This window comes from Streptococcus toyakuensis, assembly GCF_024346585.1.
GTDB classification, from domain to species: Bacteria; Bacillota; Bacilli; order Lactobacillales; family Streptococcaceae; genus Streptococcus; species Streptococcus toyakuensis.
In genome coordinates this window covers 287,559-306,086 of record NZ_AP024523.1, presented here as the reverse complement: position 1 = coordinate 306,086, position 18,528 = coordinate 287,559, and the positions used below count along the sequence as shown (strand labels likewise).

At 40.5% G+C, this 18,528-nt stretch carries 22 protein-coding genes; 2 read left to right on the top strand and 20 right to left on the bottom strand.

Features of this window, described 5'->3' with window-relative positions; genetic code table 11:
* Positions 1–55 precede the first annotated feature (55 nt).
* The 10 genes from endA to STYK_RS01560 all read right to left on the bottom strand — a co-directional run bounded on the left by endA (position 56) and on the right by STYK_RS01560 (position 7,380).
* A complete protein-coding gene (gene endA, locus STYK_RS01605; RefSeq protein WP_261038737.1) occupies positions 56–880 on the bottom strand; it encodes a DNA-entry nuclease EndA in 825 nt (274 codons plus the stop codon).
* A gap of 38 nt (positions 881–918) precedes the next feature.
* Entirely contained in the window at positions 919–1,107 is a 189-nt protein-coding gene (locus STYK_RS01600) for a DNA-directed RNA polymerase subunit beta (RefSeq protein WP_033684807.1), read from the bottom strand.
* Positions 1,100–2,383, bottom strand: a complete 1,284-nt coding sequence (murA, locus tag STYK_RS01595; protein ID WP_261805115.1) for a UDP-N-acetylglucosamine 1-carboxyvinyltransferase — start codon at positions 2,381–2,383, stop codon at positions 1,100–1,102. The genes STYK_RS01600 and murA overlap by 8 nt, the downstream gene beginning before the upstream one ends.
* Before the next feature lie 23 nt (positions 2,384–2,406).
* Positions 2,407–2,637 carry a DUF1146 family protein gene (locus STYK_RS01590; RefSeq protein ID WP_063612229.1) on the bottom strand — a complete coding sequence of 77 codons (231 nt, stop codon included), beginning with the start codon at positions 2,635–2,637 and terminating at the stop codon, positions 2,407–2,409.
* Between the two features lie 57 nt (positions 2,638–2,694).
* A complete protein-coding gene (locus tag STYK_RS01585) occupies positions 2,695–3,732 on the bottom strand; it encodes a SepM family pheromone-processing serine protease (RefSeq protein ID WP_000727281.1) in 1,038 nt (345 codons plus the stop codon).
* Positions 3,716–4,204: a pantetheine-phosphate adenylyltransferase gene (gene coaD / locus STYK_RS01580; RefSeq protein ID WP_261805114.1), complete on the bottom strand. Its 489-nt coding sequence runs from the start codon at positions 4,202–4,204 to the stop codon at positions 3,716–3,718. Before coaD ends, STYK_RS01585 begins: the two co-directional genes overlap by 17 nt.
* Positions 4,194–4,733, bottom strand: coding sequence for a 16S rRNA (guanine(966)-N(2))-methyltransferase RsmD (gene rsmD, locus STYK_RS01575; protein WP_000706959.1), 540 nt, complete (start codon positions 4,731–4,733; stop codon positions 4,194–4,196). Before rsmD ends, coaD begins: the two co-directional genes overlap by 11 nt.
* Before the next feature lie 64 nt (positions 4,734–4,797).
* Positions 4,798–5,790, bottom strand: a complete 993-nt coding sequence (gene asnA, locus STYK_RS01570; RefSeq protein ID WP_173274827.1) for an aspartate--ammonia ligase — start codon at positions 5,788–5,790, stop codon at positions 4,798–4,800.
* Positions 5,791–5,901: 111 nt separating this feature from the next.
* Positions 5,902–6,585, bottom strand: coding sequence for a Bax inhibitor-1/YccA family protein (locus STYK_RS01565; protein ID WP_261805113.1), 684 nt, complete (start codon positions 6,583–6,585; stop codon positions 5,902–5,904).
* A 54-nt stretch (positions 6,586–6,639) separates the two neighbouring features.
* Entirely contained in the window at positions 6,640–7,380 is a 741-nt protein-coding gene (locus STYK_RS01560; protein WP_261805112.1) for a TrmH family RNA methyltransferase, read from the bottom strand.
* A 33-nt stretch (positions 7,381–7,413) separates the two neighbouring features.
* Between STYK_RS01560 and STYK_RS01555 the strand changes: the two genes are divergently transcribed.
* Entirely contained in the window at positions 7,414–7,692 is a 279-nt protein-coding gene (locus STYK_RS01555; protein WP_020903085.1) for an acylphosphatase, read from the top strand.
* A gap of 77 nt (positions 7,693–7,769) precedes the next feature.
* Complete coding sequence (gene yidC, locus STYK_RS01550; protein WP_020903084.1) at positions 7,770–8,696, top strand: membrane protein insertase YidC; 927 nt, start codon at positions 7,770–7,772, stop codon at positions 8,694–8,696.
* 176 nt (positions 8,697–8,872) lie between these two features.
* Here the strand turns inward: yidC and STYK_RS01545 are convergent, their stop codons facing one another.
* From STYK_RS01545 to STYK_RS01500, 10 genes are all read right to left on the bottom strand, one after another.
* Positions 8,873–9,961: a sensor histidine kinase gene (locus STYK_RS01545; protein ID WP_261805111.1), complete on the bottom strand. Its 1,089-nt coding sequence runs from the start codon at positions 9,959–9,961 to the stop codon at positions 8,873–8,875.
* The gene (locus tag STYK_RS01540; protein WP_049551415.1) at positions 9,931–10,617 is read right to left on the bottom strand and encodes a response regulator transcription factor; all 687 of its coding nucleotides are present in this window, start codon (positions 10,615–10,617) and stop codon (positions 9,931–9,933) included. Before STYK_RS01540 ends, STYK_RS01545 begins: the two co-directional genes overlap by 31 nt.
* A 61-nt stretch (positions 10,618–10,678) precedes the next feature.
* Positions 10,679–11,398: an ABC transporter permease gene (locus STYK_RS01535; protein ID WP_049551414.1), complete on the bottom strand. Its 720-nt coding sequence runs from the start codon at positions 11,396–11,398 to the stop codon at positions 10,679–10,681.
* A gap of 1 nt (position 11,399) precedes the next feature.
* Positions 11,400–12,185 (bottom strand): ABC transporter permease, encoded by a 786-nt coding sequence (locus STYK_RS01530; RefSeq protein WP_261805110.1) that lies wholly within the window; start codon positions 12,183–12,185, stop codon positions 11,400–11,402.
* 1 nt (position 12,186) lies between these two features.
* A complete protein-coding gene (locus STYK_RS01525; protein WP_261805109.1) occupies positions 12,187–12,897 on the bottom strand; it encodes an ABC transporter ATP-binding protein in 711 nt (236 codons plus the stop codon).
* 273 nt (positions 12,898–13,170) lie between these two features.
* On the bottom strand, positions 13,171–13,965 hold the full coding sequence (gene pflA, locus STYK_RS01520) for a pyruvate formate-lyase-activating protein (RefSeq protein WP_261805108.1): 795 nt from the start codon (positions 13,963–13,965) through the stop codon (positions 13,171–13,173).
* A gap of 125 nt (positions 13,966–14,090) precedes the next feature.
* A complete protein-coding gene (locus STYK_RS01515; protein WP_261805107.1) occupies positions 14,091–15,341 on the bottom strand; it encodes a diaminopimelate decarboxylase in 1,251 nt (416 codons plus the stop codon).
* Between the two features lie 66 nt (positions 15,342–15,407).
* The gene (gene purR / locus STYK_RS01510) at positions 15,408–16,235 is read right to left on the bottom strand and encodes a pur operon repressor (RefSeq protein WP_025169881.1); all 828 of its coding nucleotides are present in this window, start codon (positions 16,233–16,235) and stop codon (positions 15,408–15,410) included.
* Between the two features lie 105 nt (positions 16,236–16,340).
* Positions 16,341–17,282, bottom strand: coding sequence for a 3'-5' exoribonuclease YhaM family protein (locus STYK_RS01505; RefSeq protein WP_084928177.1), 942 nt, complete (start codon positions 17,280–17,282; stop codon positions 16,341–16,343).
* A complete protein-coding gene (locus tag STYK_RS01500) occupies positions 17,272–18,528 on the bottom strand; it encodes a DNA recombination protein RmuC (RefSeq protein ID WP_049516011.1) in 1,257 nt (418 codons plus the stop codon). Before STYK_RS01500 ends, STYK_RS01505 begins: the two co-directional genes overlap by 11 nt.

Sequence of the window (18,528 nt, the reverse complement as noted above, 5' to 3'; positions counted from 1 at the left end):
TTGTCCAAAAAAGAACCCCTACATCCACAAGTGACATAGGAGTTTATTTTGTATTTTACTGAGTAACAGTAACTTCTCCAGTTCGGTAATCCAGTTGAAGTCCTTTTTGAACATTGGGAACTAGAACATTAAATTCCAATTCTCCGTCTGAAGACTTGGCTTCAATCTGTGAAGCTGAAGGAACTAAATCCTCATTCGAAGCGTAGTAAAGGGTTACACGGTAACGGACACGCTTGTTTTTATCCAAGGCCTTACGTACCATGCTTTCATAGTAGTTTTGACCAGTCGAATCCTCGGCTTGCGCCTGATTTGCCCAGGCTGTTTGAACAGCAATGTTTTTAGGATTGCTTGTCGAGGCATCAAAACCATCCAAGCCACCGATTAAGGCATAGCCTAACAAGTGACCTCTATCGACCGCATGGGTATAAGTACCCTTTAGATTCTTAACCTGATGCCAGCCTGGAGGAGTCCAAGAAGTCGAACCATTCCCAGTTTCTTCACGATTCTTGTATTGGCGAGTAGCCTTAGACAAGAGCGCATTAGCTACGGTTGGTACCGTTTCCTTGCCCACTGTCTTTGTTTTATTATCAGCGTAGGGCTTACTTGAAACCTTAGCATCTAGATTTGTTTTATTACCATTGACGATAAAAGCACCTGAGCCATTCCACTCCAGACTCCCTTTTACTTGACTCTTGACTGCGTCTGTTAAGACACTCTCTGCCAATGCTTGACTAGGAGCTTCAGACGCTTGGTTTTTCTGACTAAGCTTGGTTTTGGGACTATTAGCTGTCGACTGCATCTGCTTGATATAATAGCTCCCTGCAGACAAAAGCAATAACACTAGCAGTCCGATTAGTGTCTGTCTTGTTTTTTTATCCATTTTTCTCCTTATCTCTAGAAAAAGACTGGTTCTCCAGCCTAATTTCCTGTAAATTTATGAATTAATTCCTGCCATTTTGCTGGAGACAGGATAGCCCATGGATCTTGGCCCTTGCCCAAGATTCCATAACCTACCATTAAGCCGACACCTAGGGCTAGAGCACCTAAAAACAGTACCAAAATGACTAGAAGTAAACGCTTGATTACGTAGCTTGATTTCTTATTCATCTTCATCACTTGCCTCAATCCGCTGAATCTTAGCGCCTAGCTGCGCCAACTTCTCATGGAAACGGTAGTAACCTCTATCCAAGTGAACCAATTTACCAACTACAGTTTCTCCTTGTGCTACCAAACCTGTCAAAATCAAGGCAGCACTGGCACGAAGGTCAGTTGAAAGAACTTCTGCTCCCTGCAAAGGCTGTCCACCAACAATACGAGCTGTATCACGGATAATCTCAGAGTGCAAGCCCATGCGACGCATTTCTTCTAGATGTTGGAAACGATTTTCGAAAACTGTCTCCACCATAGTTGATTCCCCTTTTGCGACGGTCATCAAGGCTGTAAATTGGGCCTGCATATCTGTTGGAAATCCTGGGTGGGGCAAGGTTTTCACATGAACAGCTTTTAGATTTTCTAGTTGAGAGCGAACTCGAATTCCTTCAGTCTCCTCTGTCACTTCCACTCCCATTTCAAGCAACTTGGCAATCAAGGGACGGTTGTGCTCCCAGACAGCGTCTCGAATCAAGACATCACCACCAGTCATGGCAGCAGCTACCATAAAGGTTCCTGCTTCGATACGGTCTTGGACTACATTATGAGTCGTACCATGAAGTTTCTCAACACCGGTAATGGTAATGGTCTCTGTACCAGCCCCTTTGACCTTGGCTCCCATTTCATTGAGGAGAATAGCTAGGTCCACAATCTCAGGCTCACGCGCAGCATTTTCAATCACTGTTACCCCATCAGCTAGAGTCGCTGCCATCATCAAGTTCTGCGTTGCATCAACACTTGGAAAGTCCATATAGATATGAGCGCCATGCAATCGTTCTGCCTTGGCTTCGATATAACCAGCTGTCTGACTAATCTTAGCCCCCATAGCTTCTAGACCTTTCAAATGCAGATCAATAGGGCGGCTACCAATCGTACAACCACCTGGCATGGATACCTTGGCATGACCTACACGGGCAAGGATTGGTCCCAAGACAACGATAGATGCACGCATCTTGCTGACATACTTGTAAGGAGCTTCCTCAGTGATATCGCCAGTCGCGTCCACCTCGACAAGATGAGTCTCCTCATCAAAATCTACCTTGGCATTCAAACCACGAACCACCTGATTCATAGTGAAAACATCTGACAAAATAGGAACATTCTGCAAGACGGTCTTTCCTTCACTTGCTAGAATAGTCGCTGCCAACAATGGTAAGACTGCATTCTTTGCTCCTTCGATCGTAACACTTCCTACCAGACGATTATCGCCACCTTGAACCACAATTTTTTCCATGCTTATTTCCTTTACTCTTGATTTTATAATAATCCTCTAAGCGCTTCTTGCCACAACTGATACAGGCTGATAAAGAAAGAACTCATGATGTAGCCCATTACAATGCTGAAAAGAGCTATCAACAAACGGACTTTTCTTGTATTCTCAGCTGTCACTTTTAAAACCTTTTCCCATCTAACAAGATCCTTTAAAAGGTAAAAACTCACATAAATAAAGAGCATGTGACTACTTAGAGTGAATAATAATTGAACCATTTGACTATTATACCATCTTCTCTGTTTGTGCGCTAGTTTGGAAACTTCACTTAAAATCTAGGGATTGTTTTTCAAGTAATCAATTGCATCTTGTAGGGTTTTAACTGGCACGATTTTCATATCAGTCTTGATTGTTTTGGCTGCTTCTAGGGCTGTTTGGTAGTTGTTTTTCGCATCCGGATGCGCTTTTTGTTCTTCTTCACTAACAGGGTTATCAGGGGCAAAGAAAATAGCAGCACCTTCTCTAGCCGAAGCTACAACTTTCTTATCAATACCTCCAATATCCCCCACATTACCATCACGGTCAATAGTTCCGGTACCGGCAACAATGCGGCCATTACGAAGGCCAGGGTCCGCTATTTGAGTATAGATAGCTAGACTAAACATGAGACCAGCACTTGGGCCACCAATACCAGCTGTTGAAAAGCGAATTGGGACATCACTGGTCACTTCCGTACGGTCAATCAAACCGATTCCAATCCCATTTTTGCCATTTTCCAAGGTGATAATCTTACCTTCTGCAGACTTGGTTTGCCCATCCTCTTCATAGGTCACCTTGACGGAGTCCCCTAGTTTTTGAGAATTGACGTAATCAATCAAGTCTTTGGAACTGTCAAAGGTTTGATCATTGACTGCTGTGACCGTATCAGAGATGTTGAGAATCCCTTTAAAGGTCGAATTATCCGTCACAGTCAAAACATAAACCCCAAGATATTTTAGTTCAATATCCTTACCAGCTGTTTTTAGCCCTTGATACTTAGCCATATTTTGCGATGTTTGCATGTAGAATTGATTGATCCGCATAAATTCAACATCAGAAGAGCCACCTGTAGTCTCTTGGGCACTACGAATATCTGTAAAAGGCGTCAACCAAGCATAAATCATATGGGCTAAAGTAGCGTGCTGGACACCAACCGTAACGAATTGATAGGCACCAGCTTCCTTATCTTCTGTGTCATTGACTTTAAGGACTTGGCGAATATCTTCCGAACCACCTGGAACCTCTATATAATAGGGCAAGGGCACTACAAATGCCAAGAAAGTCACAATTAAGGCCGCAATGACATATAAGGGCCATCTAATCTTTTTTTTCATTTCTTATTTCCTCCAAAATACTATCAGGAACATAGCAGGCAATATCCTGACCAAACTTCAAAAGCTCTCTAACACCGGATGAACTGAAATAGAGATGTTCAGGTCGACTATGTAAATAAATGGTCTCTATATCAGGAGACAACTGATGGTTGTAGTAATCAAAACTGGCTTCATATTGCAAATCCGAAGCATTTCTCAAGCCTCGCACTAGGGAAGTAGCCCCCAGTCTTTTTGCAACGTCAACCACCAATTCATCATGAGAAGACACGACTTTAACATTTCCCAAATGTTTCACAGCCTTTTCTAACCCCCGTTTACGATTTTCAAGAGGGAGAAATCCCTGTTTGTGGGGATTGAAAAAAATTCCGACATAGAGCTTATCAAAAAGTCTGCTCGCCCGTTCAACGATATCCAGATGCCCATTTGTCATCGGATCAAATGAGCCTGTGAATAAGCCAATCTTATCTGACATAGACTGTCACCTTACTAATTCCATAAATCTTTTCCTTCCAGATACCCAGGCAGGCAATTTCTTCTGGAAGTTCAACGGCCTTATCCGTCTCACACACGACCATGACATCTTCAGAAAAAAGCTCTCTCTCAGCCATTTTTTCAATATCTGCTACGATTTGTTCCTTGGCATAAGGAGGGTCTAAGAAAATGAGGTCAAATTCCCCAGATACCTGTTCCAATGCCCTTTCTGCATCCATCTTGAGGAGTTGAAATTTTCCAACTTCCTTGGTCATCTGAATATTTTCAGCCACGATGGTCTGAGCCTTACGGTCTCGCTCCACCAAAACAGCGCTGGACATGCCACGCGAGACTGCCTCAATAGATAAACCACCACTACCTGCATAAAGGTCCAAGACTCGTCCACCTTCAAAGTAGGGACCAATCATGTTAAAAATGGCTCCCCTAACCTTATCCGAAGTAGGTCTTGTCGTCTTGCCTTCTAATGTCTTGAGGGGACGTCCCCCATAGATTCCTGATACGATTTTCATACCGTTTATTATACCAAATTATGGGCGAAAAGAGAAAGAAAACCGAACCTTGCGGTTCGATTCTCTACAAAATATTTTCGTAAGTATCGCGGACTTCTTGAGGCCAAACACTTGTTTGCACTTCCCCAATATGTTTCTTGCGAAGAAGGAACATGGCCATCCGAGATTGTCCAATTCCTCCACCGATTGTCAATGGGAATAGACCATTCAACAAAGCCTTGTGCCATTCCAATTCCAAGCGGTCTTCATCACCTGTAATGGCAACCTGACGACGAAGCGTTTCTTCATCTACACGGATCCCCATAGAAGACAACTCAAAGGCTCCCCCCAGAGACTCATTCCAAACAAGAATATCGCCATTCAGACCCTTGTAACCATTTTCAGATTCGCTCGTCCAGTCATCGTAGTCTGGTGCACGTCCATCGTGCGGTTTACCGTCTGGTAATTCACCACCGATACCAATCAAGAAAACAGCACCAAATTCTTTACAGATAGCATTTTCACGCTCTTTTGGTGTCAAGTCTGGGTAGCGTTCTACCAACTCTTCTGTGTGGATAAAAGTGATTTGTTTTGGCAAGATTGATTCGATGTCATAGCGGGCTTCAACAGCTAGCTCAGTAAGGCGAATAGCCTTGTAAATCTTCTCAACTGTTTCTTTTAGATAAGCGATATTACGTTTACCATTTGGGATAACCTTCTCCCAGTCCCACTGGTCAACATAAACAGAGTGAGTCGCATCCAGCGAATCTTCGTCTGGACGAAGGGCCTTCATGTGGACGAAGAGACCTTCTCCCTCACCGAAACCAAAACGAGCCAAAGTATGGCGTTTCCATTTAGCAAGGGAGTGCACCACTTCATAAGTAGCATCAGGGATTTGGAGAACCTTGACCGATACGGCATTCTCCACACCTGATAAGTTGTCCTGCATCCCGTCACCGACCCTGCTCAAGATAGGACCTTGAACTTCGATAACTTCTAACTTATCTTTCAAATACTGGGTAAAAGTGTTTTTAACAAAGGAAATTTCTTCTTGTTGATGAATAAAACTTTTCTTCATAGGCTACTCCTCAAAAAATTAATTAAAAGCATTATACACCTATTTTCAAGAAAAGGAAAGAGAAATTTTAAAAAAATCAGTGCTCCTTCGAACACTGATGTTAGGTACCTTCTAGTCATTACGACCGAAGATACGTAAAATACTTAGGAAGAGATTGATAAAATCAAGATAGATACTGAGAGCCATTGACACAACCCAACCTGTCGCTACACGGCCTTGTGATTGTTCATAAGTGAGACGAATTCTTTGGTTGTCCCAAGCAATCAGACCAGAGAAGACCAAGACCATGGCTACACTAATCATATAATCAAAGAAACCGCTAGCCAAGAAAATATTGACTACCATAGCAATCAGCAAACCGATAAGCGCCGCCATCATAGCCCGACCAAGGCCACTCAAATCTTTCTTGGTGAAGATACCAACTGCCGCCATGACAAAGAAGAGAAGGGCGCTCGACACAAAGGCGGATAAAACTGTACCCGGAGTATAGAAGGCCACCACAAAACTGAGGGTAAAGCCGTTTAAAACGGAGTAAAGTAAAAATACTGGAAGAGCAGCTGGACTATTCTTTAAGGCCATACTGCTGGCAACGAAAACCAAGGCCAATTCCGCAAAAGTAGCAATGGTCAACCAGAGGCGTCCCTGCATCAAAAAGTAAACTAACTGAGACTGAAAGACCGTCAACATAAGGCCTGATACCAAAGCAGATAGTCCAATCCCCAGACCAACAAAGGCATAAACCTTAGCATAAAATTGATTGAGACCTGCGCGGTCGTGAATAATAGTGTGATTCATCTTTTCTCCTTTTCTATGAACATCTTTCCTTGATTATAACAAAGAAAGTTAAAATTAGCTTAAATGGAAAATTAAAATACCGGCTGCAACGGCAACATTGAGACTCTCTGCCTGACCCTTCATGCTAATGTGGACCAACTGATCCGCATTTTCAGCCATGAGGGGACTAATTCCTTGCCCCTCATTTCCCATAACCAAGATAAACTGATCTAAATGAGGCAAGTCACGATAATCTTTAGAATTCTTGGAAATAGTGGTTGCCAGCACAGGGATACCTGCCTTTTTAGCTTCCTCGAGAAGCGCTTGGCTCGACATCCGATAAATAGGCAGATGAAAATGACTGCCTTGCATAGAACGTAGGGTCTTGAGACTGTAGATGTCTGCCGACTTATCTGAAACAATCACTCCTGTAAAGCCTGCTGCATCCGCAGTCCGAATGATAGTTCCCACATTACCAGGATCTTGCACATCTTCCAAAAACAAGAACTTGCCTTGACTCAAATCAGACTGCCCTACTTCTTCTTTTTGAACCACGGCAACAATTCCCTGTGGAGTCTGAGAATCTGCCAAATCTAGCAAAATATCCTCTGACACCCAGACAGTTTGCAGAAAAGCAGCTAACTGATCTCGGTAAGTTTCTAGGGCAAAAATCTTCTCAATCGTCACTCCAGCTTGAACAGCTTCTTCAAACAAGTGCCATCCTTCAATCAAATAGGCAGACTTGCGGTATTTTTTTTGGTGTAATTTCTTGGCATTTTTTACCACAGAATTGGCTTTTGAGGTTATAATAGTCATAGAAATATTATAACACAATCAAAGGGGTTTGGTATGCAAAAGGTTAGAATGATTGCCCAAGGCAGGGTACAGGGAGTCGGCTTTCGTTGGGGTGTTTACAGCCTGGCACTTGAAATTGGTGGCATCACAGGTCGTGTCTGGAATAATGACGATGGCACAGTGGAGATCTTAGCCCAAGCAGACTCATCTGCTATCATGGCGAAATTTATCCAAGAAATCCGAAAAGGACCGACACCTTTTTCAAAAGTCAGCTACTTAGATGTCCAACTGAGCAACTTTCCTCCTTACCCTGACTTTAAAATCGCAAATTAGGTCTCTAGAACTATTGTATATTTTGTAAAAAAACAGTAGAATAGAAAGGTATAATTTTTAAAGAAGGAATAAAAACAGTGAAATCTATTAAACGTTTTGCACTCTCAGCTATGGGAGTGGCTATGTTGCTAGTCTTGACTGGTTGCGTTCAGATTGATAAAGCAACAGGTAAGCCAATTGGTCCCGTTTGGGATTTCTTGGGTGCTCCGATGGGAGAAGCTATCAAGTACTTCGCTACTGATAAAGGTCTAGGCTTCGGTGTCGCTATCATTATCGTAACCATTATCGTGCGCTTGATTATCTTGCCACTTGGTATCTACCAATCATGGAAAGCAACGCTTCACTCTGAAAAGATGAACGCCCTCAAGCACGTCCTTGAGCCACACCAAACACGTCTCAAAGAAGCAACCACTCAAGAAGAAAAACTAGAAGCCCAACAAGCTCTCTTTGCCGCTCAAAAAGAGCACGGCATCAGCATGTTTGGTGGCGTAGGATGTTTCCCTATCCTCCTTCAAATGCCTTTCTTCTCTGCTATCTACTTTGCTGCCCAGCATACTGAAGGGGTTGCTCAAGCAAGCTACTTAGGCATTCCTCTAGGTTCTCCAAGTATGATTTTGGTTGCCTGTGCTGGTGTCCTTTACTATCTTCAATCGCTCCTTTCACTTCACGGAGTAGAAGATGAAATGCAAAGAGAACAAATCAAGAAAATGATTTACATGAGCCCACTCATGATTGTCGTCTTCTCCCTCTTCTCACCAGCTAGTGTTACACTTTACTGGGTTGTCGGTGGTTTCATGATGATTCTCCAACAGTTTATCGTCAACTATATCGTTCGTCCAAAACTTCGCAAAAAAGTCCGTGAAGAACTAGCCAAGAACCCACCAAAAGCACGTGCTTTCTCTACACCAAGTGGACGAAAAGACGTTACTCCTGAACAACCAACTGCTATCACAAGCAAGAAAAAACACAAAAATCGCAACGCTGGAAAACAACGTTCGAGATAAAGCTGCGTATATTATCCAATAATTAAAAAACGAATGAATGATAAATAGTTTTCATCAACTAGATATCATCATTCGTTTTTATTATCTACTGTTACATCTTATACTAGTCGAAAATGTTAAATAGTTTAAAAGCTCACATATAAAAACGATTCAATCATAAATTAACAAGTAAATCACTATGATTTAATACAATTCACAGTTATTAAAACTTCTGCTCCCTCGTCTCTATTTCTAAGCTCAACTCGGCCTTTGTGTAGTTTTGCAACTCTACATACAAAACTAAGTCCAATACCATAATGTTGCTCTTTAACCGATCTAGCTTTATCCATACGATAAAAGAGCTTCCCAAAATTATTTAAAACTTCTTCTGGAAATTCAGAGCCATTATTCCATATACTTATTTTCAATTCTTTCCCCTCTTGCTCTACCCTAATGTTAATTTTAGGATTCTGTTTATCTGCATACTCCAAAGCATTTGTTAAAATATTTTGTATTGCACGAATCAGAAGAGATGGATTTATATAATAGTTTTCAGTTCCTTTCACATTTTGTTCAAAAGAAAACTTCATCTGACCTTTTATCAAAAAAGAGACTTCTTTCTCTAATTCATTGATAAAATCTGAAGAGGAATATTCCGTCCAACCTGTCTCATCATCATAATAGGTTTTAGAATAGTGAATCAATTGATTGAAATAATCTAGTAACTGTTGACTAGCTCTTTCTATATCTGCTAAGCATTCTTGAGATTGGTCGTTTTCAGTTATCGCCTGCAAAAATTCTACATTTCCCCTAATAATGGTTAAGGGAGTTTTTAAATCATGAGAAGCTGCTGAAACCTGAAACATCAAATCTTCTTTTTGCTGTTTCTCATCAACTATTAATTGTCGAATTCTATCTTGCATCACAATAATCCGATTTCCTGTCTCACGAAATTCTTTAACCGTTAATCTTTCTGTACATTCCCGCTCTAACCATATACTATTTTCATAAATCAAAGTCATTTCATAACTCAGTTTTTTCAACAATTTTCCAATGTGATAACTTATTAGAATAATCAATAAAACACAAATATATATCCATGATGACACATTAAAAAAGATTGATAGAACACCACTATTGTTTAAAGGTTTCCCATCTTCATTTATTTGTATAGATACTGAAGCTAAGGGAATAAGATAGGCCATTAGTAAGCCAAGACTAAATTGCCAAATAATTCTCCAACAGGTTTCTCGAATTAATTGTCTAAAACTTTTGATTCTACCCATTGATATCCTCCACCGTACAAGGTTTTAATTGGATTTAATTGATAAGGTTTCAGCTTTTGACGAATTTGATAAATGTACTCTGAAACCGAACGTAAAAGAGCTTCGGAACTTTGTGGATATAGATAATTATAAATTTCCTCAATAGAATATATTTTACTTGCGTTGCTTGCCAAAAGATTCACTATGTCAAATTCCCTCCTTGTCAGAGCAATCTTATCATCGTTTACAAACAGTTCCTTACTATCCGTATATAGTATAAACTTCCCAATCTTTATTTGATGAACATTTCCTTTAATCCGTTCTTCACGACGTAAGTGCATTTTAACACGTGCTAACAATTCTTGCATACTAAAGGGCTTCATAATATAATCATCAGCACCTGCATTAATTCCAGCTACTAAATCTTCATCCATATCCTTAGCAGTTATAAAACAGATAGGAACAGTTATCTGTTCGCGAATCATCTGACAGATCTCTAAACCACTAACAGGCATCATAATATCTAATAGAATCAAGTCAAAGCCTGTAAAATCACAAAGATCAATCTCTTCTATCTTATTTCGTATGACTACTTCATATTTTTCATATTCTAGTACTTTTTTTATTAGGCGAAGAATAGCAAGATCATCATCTACAACCAAAATTTTATAAGCCATAACTCACCCTCCTAACTATATTATAGCACTAACTGAGAAAAAGACAGGATATCCCCTGTCTTTAGCGTACATTTTTTCCTATAAGTATCAATGTAGCAAATAGAAAAACAATTAATAACCAAACTATTTGTATCCCTAAGCCTTGCCACACTGGATAATAAAGAGACAATGGATAGGTATAAAAACAATTCATACTAGCCAGTAATGGTAAATTTCTAAAAAAAGAACTGAATTGTAATAACATTTGTCCCAACCCCAATAAAAGGGATAAACTGATTCCCAAAATTAAGATAAAAGACTGGGAAATAAATACAAAAATACCACTTAAAAGAGCGAAGGTTAGAATAGAAATACAAGCTGGAAATAGGATTGTTAGAACATGTTTAATATTACTCAAAAGATTAATATTGTAGTATCCTTGGGCGATTAGTATACATAATGATATTACAGCGACCAATAATACAATTTCCATACATAATAGAATAGCTAGTTTAGATATTATAAATTTCAAACGGTTTGGACATGTAAGAAAACTGGTACGAAGGCTAGAACCTGTAAATTCTTGACCTATAAATAGAACCGCTAGACTAACGAAACCTGCCTGTCCTAAATAGAGACTTTGCAGTAGCTGTTCCAAAACAAACTGTAGGGTCAACTGGTCTGGCTTATTATTTAAAAAAATAACCATCGCCGGAATACACAGTAATAGAGCACCTATAATCAACCAGTGCCAAGGATTCATAATAAACTTGAGATACTCACTTTTAAGTTGCTCTTTCAACTTATTCACCTCCTCCAATATCTGACTTAAGTAAGCGGTAAATTGCTAAAGACAAGAATGAGAAGTTCCAACAAAGTAACAATAAAATATTTTGTAAACTATTATATTCTAAAATTTGAGGAGATGTAGCAATCAACCCTTGCCCCAATGCAACTGGAAGAAATTTTGCAACCGATATATAGTTTGCTAAGAATGTTCCTAAATTGTAGACTTGAGGAAGCAAAAATAATAGAGGAACAATGGCTGTTTTAAATGTCAAAGCCATAATATAGGCCAGCAGTCCCAACAAAGTCCAAGCTATACTGGCTAAAAATATATAGAACCAAACTCTCCCATTTAGTGAAAAAAGAAGTAAGCCATCTTGTCCTAAAACATAATGTGTCATGTTAATCGTAAGGAATATTGATAGAAAGGAAATGAAAAAAGAAAATACAAGCCAAACTAATGTTTTTGAAACTAGGAAAGTACTTCGATTTTTAATAGAGAGGATGCTTGTACGAATAGCAGAGCATTTATACTCCTCGGCTCCGTAAATTGAGCCTAGGATAATCATAATAAAAACACCAAATAAAGTGACATCAAAACCTAAAAATTCAATAGGAGGTATAGCTTCTGCTAATTCTGGATTTGTCTCTGGTGTAGCATGGATACCAACTGAAACAATTTGAGAAGCACCAATATTTGCTAAAAATGTTTGAAATACGAGTATCAAGAATAGTACAATATGAGTAGCTCTTTTATAAAATAATTTCAATATTTCAGAATGAAGAGAGTAAATAAGTGCCATGTCACTTTCCTCCCTCTGTTAAATTAAAGAAGACTTCTTCTAGTGAGGAAAGATTTTTCATCACTTCTTGTAAAGTGCCTTTTATAAGAACTTTTCCTTTATTTATGATAACTACATCATCTGTTACTGCTTCCACTTCCGATAATATATGAGATGATATCAAGACTGTCTTTCCTTCTTGAGCTTGTTTTTTTATAAACTCTCTAAACCACCGAATTCCTCTTGGATCCAACCCATTAGTCGGTTCATCCAATATCAGATATTGAGGATTTCCTAATAGAGCTGTTGCAATTCCCAAGCGTTGTCCTTCTCCTAATGATAATTTTCCAATTTTAGATTTTTTCTTATGGCTAATATCCACCATATCCAAGACTTGTTCAATTCGCTGACTGGATATCCCATTACTAGCAGCAACTATTTTCAAATGTTGATAAACAGTCCGATCATCAGGAGCACCTACACTGTCAAATGAAGCTCCTACAGTCTTTAAAGGAAATTTTAATTCCTTATAAGTTTGATCTCCAATTTTGGTAAGACCAGATGTTGCTTTGTCTAATCCTAATAAAATACGTAAGGTTGAACTTTTTCCAGCTCCATTTGGACCTAGGAAAGCAGTCACTCTACCTGCTTTTGCTTCAAAAGAAATATCTTTTAAAATTTGAGTTTGGCCATATGACTTACATAAATTTTTAATGGTAATACTTTGTTCCATAGATGTTCTCCTATTCTATTTAATATTTCTAAAAGTAACTATATCTTACATATTCATTTTCGGATTTTTTTCAGAATTTCAAGAGTCAAAAGATTTAATACTCAATGAAAATCAAAGAGCAAACTAGGAAGCTAGCCGCAAGCTGTACTTGAGTACGGTAAGGCGACGCTGACGTAGTTTGAAGAGATTTTCGAAGAGTATAAAATTTTGTTTTATTTAATTATATATATTTGTGTAAAATTAAAAGCCCGATGTTTCCATCAGGCTTCTTTTTTATCCATGTACACGTTTCATATAGTCTTGATAACTTTCGGTATCCATGAGTTTTTTAGCGTTCTTGACGCGATCTGCTGTTGGTGGTTTAACCCCTTCGAGGGAATATGGAATTCCCAGTTCACGCCACTTGAACTCACCCATGGTGTGATAAGGTAGAATTTCAAACTTATCCACATTTTTGAGGGTCTTAACGAACTTACCAAGTTCAATCAAGTCATCATCTCTGTCTGTCAAACCTGGAACTAGCACGTGGCGAATCCAGACAGGTTTTCCAATATCTGATAGATACTGAGCACAAGCCAAGATATTTTTATTGGTTTGACTAGTAACAATCTTATGCTGTGCTTCGTTGATTTCCTTGATATCCAAAAGAACCAAGTCAGTGACAGCCATGAGTTTGTCAAACTTCTCAAGGTAACGTGGTTTATTACGGAAAGGAAGGGCACAGGTATCCAAGGTACAGTGGATTCCGTGTTCTTTGGCCTTGGTAAAGAGGGCAATCAAGAAATCAATCTGCAAGAGGGCTTCTCCCCCACTGACTGTAATCCCACCCTTATTCCCCCAGAAACCGCGGTAGCGCAAGGCCTCTGCTAAGACATCATCTACCGTCCGTTCACGTGATTTATTGGACTCCATAGCCCAAGTGTCAGGGTTGTGGCAATACTGGCAACGCATGTGACAGCCCTGCAAAAAGACAATAAAGCGAATACCAGGGCCATCTACTGACCCAAAGCTTTCTGTCGAATGCACCATTCCTGTCACTTGTCCATAATCAATTGTTTCTTCAGACATATCGTTACCTTCCTTGAAAACGTTTTATAGTTTTATTATATCACGACTTGAAGGAAAAACAAGATTTTTGCCTATTTTTTAGAAAGCAATCTGTTTTTCAATTTCATTTTCAATTACTTATCATTTTATTCTTCAAAATCAAAGCCATACAAGGTTGCAAAGTAGTCCTCAGGGCGCTCTGCACGGCGGATTTGACGGGCTTTACCTTCTTCGGTATAGAGGATTTCCGCAGAACGAAGTTTGGCGTTGTACTGGTAGCCCATTGAAAAACCGTGAGCACCTGTATCATGAATGACCAGCAAATCACCGATTTCTGTATGAGGCAGTTCGCGATTCACTGCAAATTTATCATTGTTTTCACAGAGTGAACCAACCACATCTACCACTTCAGCTGGTCCATCTGGATGGGTCACGTTAGTAATATGATGGTAAGCTCCGTACATAGCTGGACGCATGAGGTTGACTGCTGATGCATCCACGCCTAGATAGGTACGGTAGGTTTTCTTCTTATGGGTAACTCTTGTGACCAAAGCACCGTGAGGAGCTAACATAAAACGACCCAATTCGGTGAAAATCTTAACCTGACCAAGACCTGCTGGCATAAGGACTTCTTCATACACCTTACGAACTCCCTCACCGATCAAGGCAATATCATTTGGCTCCTGGTCTGGACGATAATTGACACCAATACCACCAGAAAGATTGATAAAGTCTAGCGAAATGCCCAACTTTTCCTTGATTTCAACAGCCAATTCAAAAAGCTGACGGGCCAACTCTGGATAATAGAGATGGGTCACAGTATTGGACGCTAGGAAGGAGTGAATCCCAAAAGTCTTGGCTCCTTTTTCCTTCAAGATGGCAAAAGCTTCAAAGAGCTGGTCCTTGGTCATACCAAACTTGGCTTCTCCAGGATTGTCCATAATATCTGTTCCCAGTTCAAAAACTCCTCCAGGATTGTAACGACATGAGATGATTTCTGGAATACCTGCTGCACGCTCTAGATGTTCAATATCTTCAAAGGCATCCAAGTTAATGGTCGCACCCAATTCACGCGCATAGGCATATTCCTTATCTGGCGTGTTGTTTGAAGAGAACATGATCTCAGAACCTGGAAAATCCAGTTTATGGCTCATCAAAAGCTCCACATAACTAGAGCAGTCCACACCGCAACCTTCCTCTTGGAGAATTTTCAAAATAGCTGGAGTTGGAGTAGCCTTAACTGCAAAATATTCCTTAAAGCCCTTGTTCCACGAAAAGGCTTGGTTGACGGCTCTTGCCTTTTCACGAATTCCCTTCTCATCATACAAGTGAAAGGGAGTCGGGAACTCGGCAACAATCTTTTCTAAGTCTTCTTTATTGATAAATGGTGTTTTCATAAGTTTCCTTCTATTCTATTTGCAAAGAAAGGCTGGGACAATCGTTCCAACCTTTAGTTCTATCTCTTATTTATCTTCGTCAAAGATATTGCCAACCTCAACATCGATGGTTTGATTCTTGACATCAATATTGGTTACCTTCAAGAGTGACTTGTAGTCAAACTGCTTTTCGCGTTCTTCTTGAGCATTATCCGCAAAGACCGCTACACCTGCCAATTCTGAATCAAACTCACGCAAGAGACTGATCATCCCGTTGACAGTTCCTCCGCCTTTCAAGAAGTCATCCACAATCAAGACACGGCTGCCTGCCTTGAGACTACGTTTTGAAAGGAACATTTTCTCAATGCGGTCACCACTTGAACCGGATACATAGTTGACGCTGACAGTTGAACCTTCGGTAATTTTCAGGTCACGGCGCACAATAACAAAAGGAACATTGAGGACATTGGCAACTGCATTTGCAAGTGGAACACCCTTAGTCGCTACTGTCATAACCGCATCAATTTTTTGGTCCATAAAGCTCTTGGCAATAATGCGACCAATATTTTTCAAAATAGCTGGTGTGCTGAGCAAATCAGACAGGTAGATATAGCCACCTGGCAAGATACGATCACTTTCTGACAACTTGGCACACAAGTCCTCGACCATTTCCTTGGCATCATGACTTGAGATTGATGGTGTAAAAATGACACCTCCGCCAGCACCAGTTACTGTTTGGATATGACCGATTTCGATCTCCTCAAAGGCACGTTTGATAATGACGATATCTTCTGAGATGGATGATTTAGCAGATTCATACTTTTCAGCAAAAGTATTGAGACTAGTTAGTTTATAAGGATTATTAATCAAATAGTTGGAAATGACAACCATCCGATCACTTCTTCTTAATTTCATTTCTATTTCCTACTTCATTTAATTTTGATATTTTATCTATTATACCATATTCACATAAAAAAACGAACATTCTTATCCTAAAAAATGCTCATTTTTCTTAAATTATTAATCTAAATCTGGTTTATAGAAGGAACGATTGTCCATAGCGAAAATTTTATTGGTCATCTCTCCCTTATCCACCAAAGCCAAAGCTGTTGACATCATCATCATGCTTGCATCCAGATTGTCAATCATATGGATAATCTCTGCTTCCATAATGCGTGGACGGACTGGGCTTCCATACTCAAGTAAGCCGTGGTGACTGAGGATAACGTGACGAAGCAGAACGACTTCTTCCTTGGTATCATCGATACCGAGTTCCATCACTGTCTTAGTAATTTCACTATCTATCAAAGCAATATGCCCAAGAAGATTGCCTCTAACCGTGTACTCGGTCTGGTCAGGCCCCGTCAACTCAATGACTTTAGCCAAGTCATGCAACATAATCCCAGCATAGAGCAGACTCTTATTGAGTTGAGGATAGACTTCGCTAATAGCATCTGCCAAGCGCACCATGGTCGCAGTATGATAGGCCAAACCTGTTTCAAAGGCATGATGGTTGGTCTTGGCAGCTGGATAGGAGTAAAATTCCTTATCATACTTGGTGTAGAGCTTTCGAACAATTCGTTGCCAGACAGAATTTTCAATTTTAAAAATCATTTGCGACATGTAGTCACGGATTTCCTTGACATCAACTGGTGACTTGACCTTGAAATCAGCTGGATCATTGGGTTCGCCAGGTTGAGGCAGGCGAAGGGTAATTTGATTGACTTGAGGGGTGTTGTTATAAACTTCTCGGCGTCCTTTCATGTGGACAACCTTACCAGCAGTATAGGCCTCAACGTTATGAGGTTGAGCATCCCAGAGTTTTCCTTCAATCTCGCCACTATCATCTTGGAAGGTAAAGGCTAGGTAGTTTTTCCCAGCTCGAGTTTGCCTCAGGTCAGCTGACTTGATTAGGTAAAAGCCTTCAAACAGCTCATCTTTTTTCATGTGACTAATCTTCATATTCTTCCTCATTTTCTTGGAAATGGAGTAAATCAAGCGCAGGCTCACCTTCTGACAACTCAATGTGACGGAGCGTCCGCTCGATAGCTGTGGTACGACGGTTTAATAATTCATCAATATTGCCAGAGGCATGTTGGAGATGTTTTTGTGCCTTGACCAGAATACCACCAAACTTGCCAAATTCAGTCTTGACGCTGGCAAGAATCTTACTGATATGGTCGGCACTCTTTTGGATATTGAGAGTTTTGAAGCCAACTGATAGGGAATTGAGGAGAGCTGACAGGGTACTTGGACCTGCAACAATAATCTGCTCCTCCCGTCTCAAATCATCAAAGAAGACCGGATTGCGTACAATTTCTGAGTAGAGACCTTCTGTCGGAACAAACAAAACTCCAAAATTGGTCGTCCGAGGCGGTGCTAGGTACTTGCTCGTGATATCCTTGGCAAAGCGCTTGACGCTGGCTAGGAGCGACTTACGACAGCGTTCGATTTCGTCCTTGTCACCTGCTTCATAGGCTTCTTCTAAGCGGTAATAATCTGCCAGTGGAAACTTGGAGTCAATCGGTAAGTAGACGTATTCCTGGTCGCCTTGTCCGGGTAACTTGATGGCATACTCCACTCGTTCACTAGAGTTTTCAACCGTTGCGTATTCTCGTTCGTACTGGGCAGGTGTCATGATATCTTCAATAATCTGCCCCAGTTGCAATTCGCCCAGAATTCCTCGCGTCTTGGTTCCTGAGAGAACCTTGTTGAGGGCGCCGACATCACGGGCAACTGTCTGCATTTCTCCAAGGCCACGATTGACTGACTCCAGTTGTTTGGAAACTGTCTCAAAGGAGGCTTGCAAGCGTGTCTGCAAGGTCTTTTCTAGTTTTTCCTCGACGGTTTGGCGCATTTGTTCCAAACGTTGCTCATTTGATTCCTGCAAGGCTTGGAGACGTTGGTCAGTCTTATCCCTGGTTTGGAGGAGATTCTCAGTCATTTCTTGACGGACCTGAGTTAAGCCTTGGTGCAATTCCATTCGCACTTCTTGCAAACGGTCACTGACAGCCACTTCCAAATCTTTTTGATCTAACTGGCTGGCTTGTCTGGCTTGTTCAAAACGGTAATCCAACTGGTCTGACAAATGATCTGCCTGATCCTCCAAGTTCTTGCTTAAGTGTTTCTCCTGTTTATCCTGCCTTTGCCAAATCAGAAAGAGGCCAGCTAGGTTGGCAATCAATAATAGAACAAGTAAACTTTCCAT

Excerpts from the sequence above, each read along its gene's own strand:
- endA (WP_261038737.1), bottom strand. The coding sequence starts at position 880 with ATGGATAAAAAAACAAGACAGACACTAATCGGACTGCTAGTGTTATTG.
- STYK_RS01600 (WP_033684807.1), bottom strand. The coding sequence starts at position 1,107 with ATGAATAAGAAATCAAGCTACGTAATCAAGCGTTTACTTCTAGTCATT.
- murA (WP_261805115.1), bottom strand. The coding sequence starts at position 2,383 with ATGGAAAAAATTGTGGTTCAAGGTGGCGATAATCGTCTGGTAGGAAGT.
- STYK_RS01590 (WP_063612229.1), bottom strand. The coding sequence starts at position 2,637 with ATGGTTCAATTATTATTCACTCTAAGTAGTCACATGCTCTTTATTTAT.
- STYK_RS01585 (WP_000727281.1), bottom strand. The coding sequence starts at position 3,732 with ATGAAAAAAAAGATTAGATGGCCCTTATATGTCATTGCGGCCTTAATT.
- coaD (WP_261805114.1), bottom strand. The coding sequence starts at position 4,204 with ATGTCAGATAAGATTGGCTTATTCACAGGCTCATTTGATCCGATGACA.
- rsmD (WP_000706959.1), bottom strand. The coding sequence starts at position 4,733 with ATGAAAATCGTATCAGGAATCTATGGGGGACGTCCCCTCAAGACATTA.
- asnA (WP_173274827.1), bottom strand. The coding sequence starts at position 5,790 with ATGAAGAAAAGTTTTATTCATCAACAAGAAGAAATTTCCTTTGTTAAA.
- STYK_RS01565 (WP_261805113.1), bottom strand. The coding sequence starts at position 6,585 with ATGAATCACACTATTATTCACGACCGCGCAGGTCTCAATCAATTTTAT.
- STYK_RS01560 (WP_261805112.1), bottom strand. The coding sequence starts at position 7,380 with ATGACTATTATAACCTCAAAAGCCAATTCTGTGGTAAAAAATGCCAAG.
- STYK_RS01555 (WP_020903085.1), top strand. The coding sequence starts at position 7,414 with ATGCAAAAGGTTAGAATGATTGCCCAAGGCAGGGTACAGGGAGTCGGC.
- STYK_RS01545 (WP_261805111.1), bottom strand. The coding sequence starts at position 9,961 with ATGGGTAGAATCAAAAGTTTTAGACAATTAATTCGAGAAACCTGTTGG.
- STYK_RS01540 (WP_049551415.1), bottom strand. The coding sequence starts at position 10,617 with ATGGCTTATAAAATTTTGGTTGTAGATGATGATCTTGCTATTCTTCGC.
- STYK_RS01530 (WP_261805110.1), bottom strand. The coding sequence starts at position 12,185 with ATGGCACTTATTTACTCTCTTCATTCTGAAATATTGAAATTATTTTAT.
- STYK_RS01525 (WP_261805109.1), bottom strand. The coding sequence starts at position 12,897 with ATGGAACAAAGTATTACCATTAAAAATTTATGTAAGTCATATGGCCAA.
- pflA (WP_261805108.1), bottom strand. The coding sequence starts at position 13,965 with ATGTCTGAAGAAACAATTGATTATGGACAAGTGACAGGAATGGTGCAT.
- STYK_RS01515 (WP_261805107.1), bottom strand. The coding sequence starts at position 15,341 with ATGAAAACACCATTTATCAATAAAGAAGACTTAGAAAAGATTGTTGCC.
- purR (WP_025169881.1), bottom strand. The coding sequence starts at position 16,235 with ATGAAATTAAGAAGAAGTGATCGGATGGTTGTCATTTCCAACTATTTG.
- STYK_RS01505 (WP_084928177.1), bottom strand. The coding sequence starts at position 17,282 with ATGAAGATTAGTCACATGAAAAAAGATGAGCTGTTTGAAGGCTTTTAC.
- STYK_RS01500 (WP_049516011.1), bottom strand. The coding sequence starts at position 18,528 with ATGGAAAGTTTACTTGTTCTATTATTGATTGCCAACCTAGCTGGCCTC.